Consider the following 15,830-nt stretch of genomic DNA (forward strand, 5'->3'; position numbering starts at 1 on the left):
CTTAATCTCCTGTTGGTTTTTCATCTGCCGCGAACGGTCGTCCAAGATGGTATCCCATGGCGCCGTCAATACCCAACTTACAGAGTACTGAGTATTCGGCGCTGGTTTCTACTCCGGTTGCAAACACCTGCACCCCCCGGCTCCGGGCGATCCCTATAACCGACTCTAGCCAGAACCGGTTTTCCTCATGGCTGTCCAGGCCATGGACAAAACTGTTATCGATACGCAAGGCCCTTAACGGCAATCTTCTCAGATAGCTGAAAGGCACGCCCCCCACGCCAAAACGGTCCACCAGTACTGGTATACCCAATTTCACCAAAGCCCTGATCAGCTTTCTGGCCGGCTTCCCATGGTACCGCAAGGTGACTTCGGAAATACCGACCCATAGGCGTCCGACCACTGACACGGAAGACTTGAGCATGGTCAGAATGTCATCGCAAAAAGACTCGTCCGCAACCGAAGAAGAACCAAGAGAAATTGCTAAAATTTCGTCTGAATTGTCAATCAGTCGCTCCAGCACCCGGGCAACCAAAAGTCGGTCAATATCCGCCACCAAACCAAGTTGCTCTGCCATAGGCAAAAACAACCCTGCTTTCAAAGCTCCCTCAGCCGTATTAATCCGGGAAAACACCTGGTAATGCGACAACACCTTCTCGGGGCCTTTAACCATGGGCTGCAGCCAGAGCGACAGGTTCTGCTCATGAATCGCCTGGGTGATAATCGCTCGCCAGGTTTCCATGTTGTGATGATTTCCGGCGGAGGTTTCATCTATCCAGTAACAGGATTCTTCCCGCTGCTGCGCTGCCCTCAAAGCTTCATCTGAAGCCGCCAGCAAATCACGAATGCCTGCACCAGGGAAGGCAACCGCAAGGCCTGCATGCAGGCCTTGTGCGACCGGCGCTGCCAGGTCAGAGTAAATTCTATCTAACTCCGTCACCAACTCTTGCGCCCACACTTTCGCATCCGCAGCCGAAGCGCCGGGCAGAAATACGGAAAATTCAGCACCTGTTCTGCGCCCTGCAAAAGCTCCGGCATGACGTTCTACAAATGTGTTAATGGCCGCAGCAAGTTGCCTCAACACAAGGTCTGCGTCTTCCCTGCCACGAGATCGATTGTAATCGCCAAACCGATCAAGCTGGATCATCATCAGCACTCCCGGCGCTGACTTTTCTTCAGACTCCACCTCCACTTTCAGGCGTTGATCAAACGCACTTCGGCTGGCCAGCCCCGTGACTTGATCTTCGTTATTCACCTTCCGCAAATGCTGAATCAGCTTGCCCTGGGTGTCGAACAACTGGCCCAGATCACTTGCCATCTGGTTCATCGCTTCCGTAACCTGATTCAGCTCACGGGTAGAGCGCACATTCACTCGTTTTCTAAAATCTCTTTGGCCAAGAGCCCTGGCCTGCACCTCCAGCTCTTTAAGGGGCCGGAGCAGACGACGCAGCAGCAGCCAGAGTATGAACAATCCCGCCCCGCCAATTACCAGCGCAGCCAACAGCAAGCCAATGGTAATTCGCCACAAATCGTCGTAGGCACGCCCCAGATAACTAACAACCCGCACCTTGCCTAACCTGGCCCAACCCCGAACCACTTCGGCTTCTGCCACAGGCTTGGGCAACGCTGTTAACTGAACAAACCAGGCCGGCGCAGCAGAGGCATTCTTCGACATAGTCCGGCCCGCAATAACAGAATCATCATGAGCCAGGTATTCAACCGAATAGTAACGGCCACTATCAAACACGGCATCAACCAGAGAAGCAGCGGCCACCGGATCAGAGCCGTCGATGGAATTAGAAAGGGAAAGGCCTGTTGCTGTCGCACCATCATGAGCGTGGGCCGTCAACTGAGAGGAAACATAATCACGGAAATGGTTATAACTGGTAGCAAAAAAAAACAGCAGGATAAGCACCAACAAACTGCCCGTGAACAGCAGCAATAACCCTTGCAGGCTAATCACCCCATATTGCCCACTGTTGAGTCTGTTTTGCACCCTTATCATAAGGATATAAGGCTCCGACTTGTTAGAAGAGATTAATAGTCTCTGTGATCTGTATCGCGAGTTGACAAACATTTACAAAGTGCCACCTACGCCAACAACATTAAACACTATAGACTCTACCCAACGACTATGAAGCCTCTGTATAACTTACTAAAAGAAAAAATTCGTCCTGCCGGATCGAACCACCAATAAACAGACAGGCCCGAGCACAATGAACGACGAAAGCCAGAAAGAAAAACTCAGGCAGCATTTTGCACGCCGCGTGACCACTCAAGCACGAGTGGTCCTGGACACCTGGCAGAAAATTCACGACCATACCGTTCAGCCCCAGACGCTCAGAGACGGCCTGTTATCGGCTACGGACAAACTGGTTCGCTACGCCCGCCGCTTTGAGATGGACAGCCACGCAAACGCCGGGGACCGGATCCTCGGGCTTCTGGCAGACTGGCGTCCCAATACTCCGCTCTCTGACAGCCAACGACACACACTGGAAGAGGCGATGGAAAACCTTCGCCAAAGTACCCAGCGGCGCAGTGACCAAAACGACAACACTCCGCATCCATTCCGGAGAACCCCGATATACCTTGCGTTCACGGATGAAGAAGCCGCAGCCAGAATGATCCGCCAACTGGAGTTTTTCGGTTTTCGTGCCTCGGCCTACACTTCGCCGGGCGCATTAATGGAAGCCTGCGCCCTGAACAAACCGGAAACCATCCTTATTGACGTCAATTTCGGAGGCGAAACTTCCGCTGGCATAGCCACGGTCGAGCAACTCCAGCAACAGCACGACACCCCCATTCCCATCATTTTCATGAGCGAAGAAGACGGTTCTATTGAAACCCGGCTTCGGGCATCGCGCTGTGGTGGTGAAGAGTTTTTCTTCCCGGCCGTAGACCCCGGCCAACTGATCGAAAAAATTGAGACCTATACCCACGGCAACACAGTGGAACCCTATAGGGTACTGGTTCTGGATGACTCCCGCGCCCAGGCCAAATACATGGAAACCGTGCTGAAAAAAGCTGGCATGAATGCCCACATCATCACAGACCCCATGCAAATCATTAATGCGCTGGAAGAATTCTCACCGGAGATTATTCTTCTCGATATGTATATGCCGGGTTGCACTGGCATGGAAATCGCCCGGGTGATCCGCCAGCAAGACAAATTCCACAGCGTACCCATTATCTACCTGTCTGCGGAAGACGATGTCGGCAAGCAACTGCATGCCATGAGCCTGGGTGGCGATGATTTCCTCACCAAACCGGTGGACCCCAAGCACCTGATTGCGACGTTACACAACCGGGGGCGCCGAGCCCGATCCTTGCTGGCATTGATGATTCGCGACAGCCTGACAGGCTTATTTAACCACACCCACACTCTGCACCTTCTGGAACAGGAGATTGTGCGAGCCAGACAAAAAGACCAGCCATTATGCTTTGCCATGATCGATCTGGACTACTTCAAAAAGGTCAACGACACTTTCGGCCACCCTATCGGTGACCGGATTCTCAGAAGCCTGTCCATGTTCCTGAAACAGCGGCTGCGCAAAACCGACCATATCGGTCGTTATGGCGGAGAGGAATTTGCCCTCATCCTGCCCAATACCCGCCCCAGTGACGCCCGCAACGTGTTAAATGAAATTCGCGAGCGATTTGCAGAACTGACACAGGAAGCCGGCGACCGGCATTTCAAGGTAACCTTCAGCTGCGGCCTGGCAGCATGGCAAGATGACAGCTCGCAATCTCTCTGCGAACGTGCAGACCGTGCTCTTTATGTCTCCAAAGAGCACGGCCGAAACTGTGTCACCCTGGATGAAGACTAAGCCTTCCTGGCCGGGCATTCTGCCCGGCTCATGAAACCAACGTCGAATACCAGCAAAGCTCTTCATCATCGACAATGATTGTCATCAACGAAATGTCATCGCACCAACGACAATTGCTGTGTAAGCTTTTTTTCAGGATCAACCGGCAATCACCAAGATCATTAAAAGTATTGATCTGAAGCTAACAAGCACGCACCATTTAAGTAACGTGCCGTTATCTTCGGCGATCCTGTTCAAATTCAACCAAGGCAAAATTTACCATGTCGACCATACTTGTGCTCCATGGCCCGAACCTCAACATGCTTGGTACTCGCGAGCCTGAGGTTTATGGCCATGAGACCCTGGCCGATATTAATGACCGCTTACAACAGAAAGCGGCCAATCAGGGCCATCATCTGCTCCACCTGCAATCGAATGCAGAGTATGAGCTGATTGAGCGCATGCACGAAGCCAGGGCGGAAGGGGTAGACTTTATCATCATCAATCCCGCTGCTTTCACCCACACCAGTGTTGCCCTGCGGGATGCCATACTTGCGTCAGGCATCCCATTTATAGAAGTGCATCTGTCTAATGTGCATGCGCGTGAACCTTTCCGCCATCACTCATACTTTTCAGATATCGCCGAAGGCGTTATCTGCGGGTTAGGTAGCCAAGGCTACGACCTGGCCCTGCAGGCTGCCCTGCAACGAATTAACCGATAGACCAGAGACAACGGGACTGGAATTGCTATGGATATTCGCAAGATCAAAAAACTGATTGAACTGCTTGAGGAGTCTGACGTCGAAGAGCTGGAAATTCACGAGGGAGATGATTCCGTCCGCATTTCCCGTCGTCGTGAGCATGCAGCTTCCTCAGGCCACTACGTGAGTCACTATTCGGCACCCGCACCACAAGCCCCGGCACCTGTTGCGGAAGCTGAACCTGCAGACGCACCTGCTGCGCCTGCCGCCATCAATGGCCACGCACTTAAATCACCTATGGTCGGCACCTTTTACCGATCACCTTCACCCTCAGCCCCGGCCTTTGTAGAAGTTGGCCAAAAAGTGAATGCTGGTGACGTTATCTGCATTGTTGAAGCAATGAAGATGATGAATCAAATCGAGGCAGACAAGGCCGGCACCATCACCGAAATTCTGGTCGAAAATGGCCAGCCGGTGGAGTTTGACCAACCCCTGGTCGTCATTTCCTGAATGTGGTGAGTGCTAACCATGGCTATGTTAGAAAAAGTTCTGATCGCAAACCGCGGTGAAATCGCTCTGCGCATACTCCGTGCCTGCAAAGAGCTGGGTATTAAAACCGTGGCGGTTCACTCTCAGGTAGACCGAGACCTCATGCACGTTCGGCTGGCCAATGAAACCGTTTGCATTGGCCCGAACAGCCCGACCGAGAGCTACCTGAACATCCCGGCCATCATCAGTGCTGCAGAAGTAACAGACTCCGTAGGCATTCATCCCGGCTACGGTTTTCTGGCAGAAAACGCTGATTTTGCAGAGCAGGTTGAAAAAAGCGGCTTCCGCTTCATCGGCCCCAAAGCAGAAACTATCCGGCTGATGGGTAACAAGGTCTCCGCCATCGAAGCCATGAAGAAGGCCGGAGTACCGACAGTTCCCGGCTCCGACGGCCCTCTGACGGACGACGATGACCGTACTTTGCAACTGGCTCGCCAGATCGGCTACCCAGTCATGATCAAAGCCGCTTCCGGCGGTGGAGGTCGCGGCATGCAGGTGGTCCACTCTGAAGCAGCTCTGCTCAAAGCTGTCCAGATCACCCAGACAGAAGCGAAGAATGCATTCGGTGACCCGACCGTTTATCTGGAAAAGTTCCTGGAAGCGCCTCGCCACGTTGAAGTTCAGATACTGGCGGACATGCACGGCAACGTGATTCACCTGGGTGATCGCGACTGTTCCATGCAGCGCCGGAACCAGAAAGTCATCGAAGAAGCCCCAGCACCTAACGTCAACCCCGTCTCACGGGAGCGAACCTTCAAAGCCTGCATCGATGCCTGCAAAGAAATTGGTTACGTAGGCGCAGGAACCTTCGAATTCCTGTACCAGGACGGTGAGTTCTATTTCATTGAAATGAATACCCGTGTGCAGGTTGAACATCCGGTTTCCGAAATGGTGACGGGCGTTGATATCGTCCGTGAACAGCTGCGTATCGCCAGTGGCCTGCCGCTGCAATACAGCCAGGACGAAATCGAGATTTCCGGCCATGCCATTGAGTGCCGGATCAACGCCGAAGATCCACAAACCTTTGTCCCCAGCCCGGGTAAAGTCAAGCATTTCCACGCGCCTGGCGGCAACGGCATTCGGGTCGACTCCCACCTATACAGCGGCTATACCGTGCCTCCGTACTACGACTCCCTGGTGGCTAAGCTGATCACTTGGGGTGACGATCGGGAAATCGCTCGTCGGCGCATGAAGAACGCACTGGACGAAATGTTGGTTGAGGGCATCAAGACTAACCAGCCCCTGCACAGAAAACTGGTACGCGATGGAGGGTTTAAACAGGTAGACTTCACCATTCACTACCTCGAAAAACTGATACAGGATTAACCATGCCCTGGATACAACTCCAGATTCCAGCTGATCCGGAAAGTGCGGATCAGCTGGAAGACCTCCTGATGGAAATGGGCTCTGACGCTGTTTCCATGGAAGATGCCGCCGACCAGCCTCTGTATGAACCCGACCCTGGCACAACCCCACTATGGAGCCAAACCACCGTAACCGGCCTGTTCCAGTCTGACCGGGATATTGACCAGTTGTGTTCTGATATCCGCGATGCCTGGCATCAGCAAACCCAGCAAACGCTGGCGGACATCGAAGTAACACTGGTTGAAGACAAGGATTGGGAACGCGCCTGGATGGACGACTTCCATCCCTTGCGCTTTGGTGAGCGCCTCTGGATTGTCCCCAGCTGGCACGAAGCACCCGACCCGGACGCAGCCAACCTGCTTCTGGACCCGGGTCTGGCTTTTGGTACCGGCACCCACCCCACCACCGCCCTGTGTCTGGAATGGCTGGATGGTCAGAACGTAACCGGCAAGCAAGTGATCGACTATGGCTGCGGCTCTGGTATTCTGGGCCTCGCCGCCCTGCTACTGGGTGCCAACCATGTCATCGGCGTAGATACGGACCCGCAAGCGCTGGAAGCCAGTCGGGACAACGCCCGCCGTAACGGCGTAGACGATAACCGGCTGGACTTATACCTGCCCGGCAAAAACCCCGACACCCGGGCCGATATTATGCTCGCCAATATTCTGGCCCAACCATTGATTGGTCTGGCGCCCAGACTTGCAGAGCTGACGTTGCCAGGAGGCAGCCTGGTACTGTCTGGCATTCTGTCCAATCAAGCTCGCGAAGTCATGGCAGCGTACGAACCCTGGTTTATCATGGATGAGCCGGAACAGAAGGAAGAGTGGATACGCCTCACAGGCCGGCGCAAGGACGAGTGACGAATCAAACGTTTACGTCTAAACTGCGTGATTCCTAGTAATCACGCAGTGACTAAGCGTTCAGGATAACAGCATGACTCAGAGCAGCCTGCAAACACAGTGCCCTAAATGCGAAACCCGCTTCCGGGTAACTGACGAGCAACTCAGTATCGCCGGAGGCAAAGTCCGCTGCGGCAACTGCATGTCGGTTTTCAACGCTAAAGAGCATCAGGTAAACACGTCATCGGGAAGTAAAAGCACCTCGCTGAGCGCACCATCTACCCCAGAATCTCCACAAGATTCCGTCGGCGAAAGTACCCGCAACGATTTAATCGATGACGATTTCATTTTTGCAGACAACCCGGAAGAAGATGCTGCAGAAGGACATTATGCCGGCTCAAAACTCACCTTCTCTGATGATGAGCTAAGTGACAGCTTCCTTTCTTCAAACGGTGATGATCCGTCGGGCTTCCAAGATGACGAACCGGGGCGAAAAGACCCAAAGCTTGATGAAAGCTGGGCTGAAGAAATGCTTTCCGATGACGAGCCATCCATGCCTGACAATCAGCCAGCAGTCACTCACCCCAGGCCAGAGCCAGAGCCAGAGCCAGAGCCAGAGCCAGAGCCAGAGCCAGAGCCAGAGCCAGAGAAAGTATCTGACAACCCAGAACTCTCCATCCAGAATGACGAACACCTATCACCTGCAGATCACGACATTGGCTTAAGCGCCGGGGTCGATCAGGCTGGCTCCCCGATGGCGAGCCAGACACGACCAGAGCAGGGCTCAGCCACACTCTACCAGGACTTGCGCAAAGACCCTGTTTCCGTAGGGGGCGGCAGAAGCCGTATCAGAACCGTACTTTGGAGCCTTATGATTGTGGCTCTTATTGGCGTTCTGATTGCCCAGGTTACCGTATTTCAGTTTGACCGCTTGTCTGCAATTCCACAGCTCCGCCCCTTCTATGAACGCGGCTGCGAACTTGCGGGCTGTGAACTTAAACCTCTGATCAACGTCGATGCCATACAAAGCCGTAAGCTTGTGGTTCGAACTGACCCGGACAACCGGGCCCAACTGATCGTGGACGCAGTGATCATCAACCGTGCCGGCTTCGAGCAACCCTTCCCGGCCATCGCACTGACGTTCTCCAACCTTAATGGCGACATTGTGGCCCAGAGCACCTTTACCCCGGAGGAGTATCTGGCAGGTGACGGAGAAACACTGGAAACCATGCCCGTAGAAACCCCGGTCAAGATCGCCATCAGCATTCGGGATCCCGGGCGTGATGCCGTCAACTACAACCTGACCTTCAGGCCCTGGGCTCCATAGAGCCCATAAGCGCCGGCAGCCGATAGAGCAAAAGTCAACCAAAAAGCGCGAAAAATAATCAATTTTTCGCTAATTTTCCCCTTCAATCAGACAGCCCCCGGCGGTATCATTACCGCCCTTCGGGAACCATGCGGTCAGTTTTTAACCAACCGCTAAAAACCGAACCTTGCTTAACCCGCTGTGACACGGACTCAGATCATGCTGCCAACGGCAAAAATCGGGCCGTACACCCTGCCCAACCCTTTGATAGTTGCGCCTATGGCAGGTGTGACAGATCGCCCGTTCCGACTCTTATGTCGCAGAATGGGCGCAGGTTTGGCAGTATCAGAAATGGTCATAGCGGACAGCAAGCTCTGGCATACGCGCAAATCACGCACTCGGATGAACCATCAGGGTGAACCGGAACCCCGATCGGTACAGATTGCCGGTGGCGATCCGGAAATGCTGGCAAACGCCGCCCGGCAAAATGCCGAGTTTGGTGCTCAGATTATTGACATCAATATGGGCTGCCCGGCCAAAAAAGTCTGCAATAAGGCTGCAGGCTCTGCCCTGATGAAAGACGAAAAACTGGTTCGGGAAATACTGGATGCTGTGGTAAACGCCGTCGACGTTCCCGTGACCCTGAAAATGCGTACCGGCTGGGATCGCGACAACCGAAACGCCACCACAATCGCCAGGATGGCAGAAGACGCTGGTATTCAGGCTCTTGCCGTACACGGCCGGACTCGGGCCGACAAATACACGGGCGAGGCTGAATACGACACCATTGCCGAAGTGAAAGCCTGTGTTGGCATTCCAGTCTTTGCCAATGGCGACATTAGTACACCCGAAAAGGCAAAGCATGTACTTGCGTACACCGGCGCCGATGGACTGCTAATAGGCAGAGGCGCTCAGGGCCGGCCATGGATATTCAGGGAGATTCTGCACTTTCTGGATACCGGCGAGCACTTACAGGCACCAGCCCTGAACGAGGTCGAGCAGATTCTCTCAGAGCATCTTGCCGAACTGCACAGTTTTTACGGTGAAAAGATGGGTGTGCGTATCGCCAGAAAACATGTGGGCTGGTATTTGCAGTCCCACGACGAAAGTAAACAGTTCCGCAGTCGCTTCAACGGCATCGAAGATCCCTTGGAGCAGAAAGACAGCATCGCACAGTACTTTGCACGCTTACGAAATGGAGAGGTATTCGCAGCATGACCGCTGAGACTTTGGCACACGATAATCTGAGCACCCCAGCCAACGATGATCTACATCAGTTGCACACGGTAAACGGCAGCGGCAACAGCGTCACCCTGCGCGACAGCGTAGAAGTTGCCCTGAAGAACTACTTCGCACAACTGGACGGCGCTCCGGTTTCTGAAGTTTACCAGCTGGTGCTCTCTGAAGTTGAAGCCCCCCTGCTGGAGCAGGTAATGAAATACACCCGCAACAACCAGACCAAAGCATCCACCATGCTCGGTCTGAATCGCGGCACTCTGCGCAAGAAACTCAAGCAGTACGGTCTGCTATAATCAGACCCGACCCTGAAGGGCCTCCCGGAAACTTTCGCGAGGCCCTTACTCTTTATACCCAGGCTATATCCGGCTTATCTGACCAGCGAAGAAAGTGACCCATGGCAAATCAGGCTAATACTCCCGTCCGTCGCGCTCTTATCAGCGTGAGTGATAAAACCGGCATCGTCGATTTCGGCCGTGCCCTTAGCGAACGCGGCATTGAACTGCTATCCACAGGCGGGACCTTCCGTCTGCTTCAGGAAAACCAGGTTCCAGTAACTGAGGTTTCTGACTACACCGGCTTCCCGGAAATGATGGACGGCCGTGTAAAAACACTACACCCAAAAATTCACGGTGGTGTTTTAGGGCGTCGCGGCACTGACGACGCCATCATGGCCGAGCACGGCATCGACCCCATCGACATGGTGGTGGTCAACCTGTACCCATTCGAAGAAACCATCGCAAAACCGGATTGCGACCTGGCCACCGCCATTGAAAACATCGACATTGGTGGCCCGACCATGGTGCGTGCCGCAGCCAAGAACCACAACGATGTTGCCATCGTGGTAAACACCTCTGACTACAGCCGGGTACTGAACGAACTGGACAACAACGACGGCCAGCTGACCTACAGCACTCGCTTCGACCTGGCCGTAAAAGCCTTCGAACACACTGCAGGCTACGACGGCGCCATCGCCAACTATCTGGGCGGCCGCACCCCGGATAATGACAATGCCGACTTCCCTCGCACATTCAACACCCAGTTCGTAAAAGTTCAGGACATGCGTTATGGCGAAAACCCACACCAGCGCGCAGCCTTCTACGCTGAACGCAGCCCGCGCGAAGCCTGTGTGGCCACAGCTAAGCAGCTACAAGGCAAAGAACTCAGCTACAACAACATAGCCGACACCGATGCTGCTCTGGAGTGTGTGAAGCCATTTGCGGACCCGGCCTGCGTCATCGTTAAGCACGCCAACCCTTGTGGTGTCGCCATTGGTGCCGATATTTTGCAAGCCTATGACCTGGCCTTTGCCACTGACCCGACGTCAGCCTTTGGCGGCATCATCGCCTTCAACCGCGAGCTGGATGCCAAAACTGCTCAAGCCATCGTTGATCGTCAGTTTGTGGAAGTCATTATCGCCCCCAGCGTCTCTCAGGAGGCAGTCGACATCGTTTCCGCCAAGAAAAACGTACGCTTGCTGGCCTGTGGCGAATTTGACGGCCAGCGTGCCCAAGCCATGGATTACAAGCGTGTAACCGGCGGCTTACTGGTTCAGGATCGCGATCTGGGTGTGGTTGCCATGGAAGACGTCAAAGTTGTCACCAAGCGTCAGCCGACCGAGCAAGAACTGAGCGACCTGCTGTTCGCCTGGGAAGTGGCCAAATACGTTAAATCTAACGCCATCGTCTACGCAAAAGCCGGCCGTACCATTGGTGTCGGCGCGGGCCAGATGAGCCGTGTTTACAGCGCAAAAATCGCCGGAATCAAAGCCGCAGATGAAGGCCTGGAAGTAAAAGGCTCGGTGATGTCATCTGATGCCTTTTTCCCGTTCCGTGACGGCATCGATGCCGCCGCCGCAGCGGGTATCACCGCTGTTATACAGCCAGGTGGTTCCATGCGGGATCAAGAAGTCATTGATGCCGCCAACGAGCACGGCATCGCCATGGTATTTACCGGCATGCGCCACTTCCGTCACTGATTTAGGATTCAGGAGAACAACATGAACATTCTGATTATCGGCAGTGGCGGGCGTGAGCACGCCCTGGCCTGGAAAGCAGCAAAATCTCCGTTGGCCGACAAAGTTTTCGTAGCTCCGGGTAACGCTGGCACCGCCCGTGAGCCCGGCCTGGAAAACGTCGAGCTGGACGTTATGGACCTGGAAGGCCTGGCTGACTTTGCCGAGCAAAACAACGTTGGCCTGACCATCGTTGGCCCGGAAGCTCCGCTGGTTGCCGGTGTCGTAGACAAGTTTGAAGAGCGAGGTCTGCGCATTTTCGGCCCCTCCGCCGGGGCAGCCCAACTGGAAGGTTCTAAAGCCTTCACCAAGGACTTCCTGGCCCGACAGAATATCCCGACCGCAGATTACGCCAACTTCACCGACGTCAACGAGGCTCTGGCCTACGTTCGTGAAAAGGGTGCACCAATTGTCGTTAAGGCTGACGGTCTGGCGGCAGGTAAAGGCGTTATTGTCGCGATGACTCTGGCTGAAGCTGAAGACGCCATCCGGGATATGCTGGCGGGCAATGCCTTCGGCGATGCAGGCAGCCGTGTCGTTATTGAAGAGTTTCTGGATGGCGAAGAAGCATCATTCATTGTAATGGTGGACGGCAAAAACGTACTGCCCATGGCCACCTCTCAGGATCACAAACGTGTTGGCGACGGCGATACCGGCCCTAACACCGGAGGCATGGGCGCATACTCACCGGCACCGGTCGTGACTGCAGATGTACACCAGCGCATTATGGACGAAGTGATCATGCCCACCGTCAACGGCATGGCAGCAGAAGGGCACCCCTACAAGGGTTTCCTGTACGCAGGCTTGATGATCGACACCAACGGCGCGCCCAAGGTGATCGAATTCAACTGCCGCTTCGGTGACCCGGAAACCCAGCCAATCATGCTACGCATGAAGTCAGACATGGTTGAACTGTCTCTTGCGGCCGTAGATGGCAAACTCGACCAATGCGATTCTGAATGGGATGAGCGAGCTTCTGTTGGCGTCGTTCTGGCCGCAGGCGGATACCCTGGCGACTACAACAAGGGCGACGTGATCTCCGGTCTGCCGGAAGCCGAAGTCGAGGGCGAGAAAGTATTCCACGCCGGCACCCGCCTGAAAGACGGTGAAGTCGTAACCAACGGCGGCCGTGTACTCTGCGCCACGGCTCTTGGCAACACCGTTACCGAAGCTCAGCAACGAGCCTACAAACTGGCTGAAGAGGTTGAGTGGGACGGCGTGTTCTACCGTAAAGACATTGCTTACCGAGCTATTGCCCGGGAACAAAGCTGAATTTCATAGTGGATTCAGGAGCATTGTCAGCCCGGTCATTGACCGGGCTTTTTTATAGAGTACTGTAAATTACTCATAAAGAAAAAATAACAAATGCCGCCAGGAACCCCCCAAATGTTGAAGAGATCGCCTGTTACTGCTGCCTTCATACTGTTATCCATTCTGCTTATCAGCGCGTGCTCCCGGCACGACATCTATGAAACAGCCATTGGCTGGGAGCGATCCTCCGCCGGCCTTAAGGCCGATAGCATTTCTGTCGGTGATCTGAACATCGCATACCTGAGAAACTCAGAAGCCAACAGCGGTGACACCATCGTTCTCATTCATGGCTTTGGTGCCAACAAGGATAACTGGACCCGGCTGGCCAAGGAACTCACTGGCGACTTCAACGTTTACGCTATTGACCTTCCCGGCCATGGCGACAGCAGCAAGCCACTGGACCTGGGGTATCAACTGGAAGAACAAGTCCGTCATCTCGCTGGCATTCTCGCGGCGCTGAATATTAACGAAATGCACATGCTCGGCAATTCCATGGGCGGCGCCATCACAGCCCTTTATGCCGCCACTTACCCTGAACAAATTAAAACGGCCGTCTTATTTGACCCGGCCGGCATCGTTGAACATAAAAACAAACTGCTCGAGCTGGTGGTCGCAGGCGACAACCCCCTTATTCCGACAAAACCTGGTGATTTTGAGCGTCTGATGGAATTTGCAATGGAACAGCGGCCATTTATACCCTGGCCCATGTTGAGCGTTATGGAAGAGCAGGCCATCGCGAATCAGGAAATAAACAAAGTGATTTTTACTGACATACAAGAAGCCGGCTTTGAATCTGATTTTCGTAACGCCATAACGCAAATCGAAGGTCCAGTGCTGATCGTGTGGGGCAAAGAAGATCGTATTCTTGATTACCGAAACGCCATACTCTTTCAAGAGGCAATATCAGGCTCACAACTGAAACTACTCGAAGGCATTGGCCACGCACCAATGATCGAAGCACCGGAAGAGTCCGCTCGCCTGTTTCTTGAATTTGCCAGGCCCTATCTTTCACAAGCCGACTCAGATCAACAAGCCAAACAATAGACGATGGCCGACTTCAACGAACAGGGAAAACAAGGTAGCCTTGCACCGGATAATATCCGTTCATCCTGAAAGAGCCTCTCATGCCTGAAGCTATCTGGATCTCTTTTGCTTTTGCACTCGGCCTGCTGATCAAGGGTATTGGCCTTCCACCACTGATTGGCTATTTGAGCGCTGGATTTGTACTTAGCGCCCTTGCCGCCAATCCGTCGGTGCCCATCTCCCCGGAACCAACAGAGATACTGGCCCACATCGCCCATCTGGGCGTGCTGCTCATGCTGTTTACTGTGGGGCTCAAACTCAAACTAAAATCCGTTATTAGCCCTGAAGTCATTGGCGGCAGCCTGCTGCACTTTGCCATTACGTGTCTGGTATTTACCCCCGGCATCTACCTGATTATGGATATTACCTGGTACGTGGCTTTTATGCTGGCCGTTGCCCTGTCATTTTCCTCGACCGTGCTGGCTGCAAAAGTTCTGGAAAACAAACGTGAACTCAATGCCTTCCACGGGCGAGTATCTGTTGGCATCCTGATCATGCAGGATTTGATTGCCCTCGTGGTAATGAGCCTGGCTGCAGGCCAGACACCCTCCCAATGGGCGCTCATTGTTTTTGGTCTGCCATTGTTGCGCCCCCTGTTGTACAAACTGCTGGATGCCAGTGGCCATGAAGAACTGCTGGTGTTACTGGGCATGCTACTGGCACTGGTTCTTGGCGGACTGGGCTTTCAGGCCGTCGGGCTAAGCTCAGAACTGGGCGCGCTCATCTTCGGAGCTATTCTGGCAAATCACCCTCGCAGCCAGGAATTGGCCAAGTCGCTGTGGAGTGTGAAAGAAATCTTTCTGGTTGGCTTCTTTTTGCAGATCGGTATCGGCGGCCTGCCGGGTATCGATGCCATCATCTTTGCCATTGTGGCGGCCCTGGTGCTGCCGCTTAAAGGCATTCTGTTTTTCTTCTTGATGCTGGTTTTCCGGCTACGAGCCCGAAGCAGCTTTCTGACATCTCTGGCATTGACCAACTACAGCGAGTTCGGCCTGATTGTCGCCAGTATTGCGCTACCTGAGTGGCTGGTGCCACTGGCTATAACCGTCGCGCTGTCCTTTCTGGTTTCTGCGCCATTAAACCGCCTCGCCCATCCTCTATATGAACGTTTGAGCCGTCGCCTCCTCCCCTTTGAAAGTCATCGGAGACATCCCGATGAACTGCCGATTTCTCTTGGCGACACTCGCGTTCTTGTCATGGGGATGGGGCGAACCGGCACCGCCGCCTATGACTGGTTAAGTGCGACAGAATCAAAACTGATGGCATTAGATTCCGACATGCCCAAAGTAACACGGCACAAGGCAGAAGGACGCAACGTCGTCTATGCCGATGCCGAAGACAATACTTTCTGGGAAGCACTCCACATGCCATCCGTGGAAGCGGTCATTCTTGCCATGAGTGATATAGAGGCAAAACTGATTGCCGCGAGGATGCTAAGAAAGCTTGGCTTTACTGGCTACATTGTCGCTCACACCATGTACCCAGACGAAGCTGAACGCATTCGCGAAGCAGGGGCCGACGAAACCTACCTCACGATGAGCGAAACTGGCGTAGCCCTGGCCAGTCACCTCCAGCAAAGAATTTCGGAGGTTGCCCTGCCAGATCCTAAACTGGCTAGTTGAG

The 15,830-nt window shown here is 54.0% G+C and carries 13 protein-coding genes; 12 read left to right on the forward strand and 1 reads right to left on the reverse strand.

Features of this window, described 5'->3' with window-relative positions; translation table 11 throughout:
* Position 1: 1 nt before the first annotated feature.
* Positions 2-2,002: an EAL domain-containing protein gene (locus ABYA77_RS04090; RefSeq protein WP_372964668.1), complete on the reverse strand. Its 2,001-nt coding sequence runs from the start codon at positions 2,000-2,002 to the stop codon at positions 2-4.
* A gap of 211 nt (positions 2,003-2,213) precedes the next feature.
* On the opposite strand from ABYA77_RS04090, the gene ABYA77_RS04095 reads away from it, so the two are divergent.
* The 12 genes from ABYA77_RS04095 (at position 2,214) to ABYA77_RS04150 (ending at position 15,829) form a co-directional block, all read left to right on the forward strand.
* Positions 2,214-3,824, forward strand: a complete 1,611-nt coding sequence (locus ABYA77_RS04095; RefSeq protein ID WP_372964669.1) for a diguanylate cyclase — start codon at positions 2,214-2,216, stop codon at positions 3,822-3,824.
* 260 nt (positions 3,825-4,084) lie between these two features.
* Complete coding sequence (gene aroQ / locus ABYA77_RS04100) at positions 4,085-4,525, forward strand: type II 3-dehydroquinate dehydratase (RefSeq protein WP_372964670.1); 441 nt, start codon at positions 4,085-4,087, stop codon at positions 4,523-4,525.
* 27 nt (positions 4,526-4,552) lie between these two features.
* Positions 4,553-5,014, forward strand: coding sequence for an acetyl-CoA carboxylase biotin carboxyl carrier protein (gene accB / locus ABYA77_RS04105; protein WP_372964671.1), 462 nt, complete (start codon positions 4,553-4,555; stop codon positions 5,012-5,014).
* 18 nt (positions 5,015-5,032) lie between these two features.
* On the forward strand, positions 5,033-6,379 hold the full coding sequence (gene accC / locus ABYA77_RS04110; protein ID WP_372964672.1) for an acetyl-CoA carboxylase biotin carboxylase subunit: 1,347 nt from the start codon (positions 5,033-5,035) through the stop codon (positions 6,377-6,379).
* Positions 6,380-6,381: 2 nt separating this feature from the next.
* Complete coding sequence (prmA, locus tag ABYA77_RS04115; protein WP_372964673.1) at positions 6,382-7,278, forward strand: 50S ribosomal protein L11 methyltransferase; 897 nt, start codon at positions 6,382-6,384, stop codon at positions 7,276-7,278.
* A 73-nt stretch (positions 7,279-7,351) separates the two neighbouring features.
* Complete coding sequence (locus ABYA77_RS04120; protein WP_372964674.1) at positions 7,352-8,584, forward strand: DUF3426 domain-containing protein; 1,233 nt, start codon at positions 7,352-7,354, stop codon at positions 8,582-8,584.
* Between the two features lie 198 nt (positions 8,585-8,782).
* The gene (dusB, locus tag ABYA77_RS04125) at positions 8,783-9,781 is read left to right on the forward strand and encodes a tRNA dihydrouridine synthase DusB (protein WP_372964675.1); all 999 of its coding nucleotides are present in this window, start codon (positions 8,783-8,785) and stop codon (positions 9,779-9,781) included.
* Positions 9,778-10,095: a DNA-binding transcriptional regulator Fis gene (gene fis / locus ABYA77_RS04130; protein WP_372964676.1), complete on the forward strand. Its 318-nt coding sequence runs from the start codon at positions 9,778-9,780 to the stop codon at positions 10,093-10,095. Before dusB ends, fis begins: the two co-directional genes overlap by 4 nt.
* Before the next feature lie 101 nt (positions 10,096-10,196).
* Positions 10,197-11,777 carry a bifunctional phosphoribosylaminoimidazolecarboxamide formyltransferase/IMP cyclohydrolase gene (purH, locus tag ABYA77_RS04135; protein ID WP_372964677.1) on the forward strand — a complete coding sequence of 527 codons (1,581 nt, stop codon included), beginning with the start codon at positions 10,197-10,199 and terminating at the stop codon, positions 11,775-11,777.
* 21 nt (positions 11,778-11,798) lie between these two features.
* A complete protein-coding gene (purD, locus tag ABYA77_RS04140; RefSeq protein WP_372964678.1) occupies positions 11,799-13,085 on the forward strand; it encodes a phosphoribosylamine--glycine ligase in 1,287 nt (428 codons plus the stop codon).
* A gap of 114 nt (positions 13,086-13,199) precedes the next feature.
* Positions 13,200-14,168 carry an alpha/beta fold hydrolase gene (locus ABYA77_RS04145; RefSeq protein WP_372964679.1) on the forward strand — a complete coding sequence of 323 codons (969 nt, stop codon included), beginning with the start codon at positions 13,200-13,202 and terminating at the stop codon, positions 14,166-14,168.
* An 80-nt stretch (positions 14,169-14,248) separates the two neighbouring features.
* The gene (locus tag ABYA77_RS04150) at positions 14,249-15,829 is read left to right on the forward strand and encodes a cation:proton antiporter (RefSeq protein WP_372964680.1); all 1,581 of its coding nucleotides are present in this window, start codon (positions 14,249-14,251) and stop codon (positions 15,827-15,829) included.
* Position 15,830: the final 1 nt, after the last annotated feature.

Origin of the sequence: Marinobacter sp. (genome assembly GCF_041595835.1) — a bacterium.
GTDB lineage: Bacteria > Pseudomonadota > Gammaproteobacteria > Pseudomonadales > Oleiphilaceae > Marinobacter.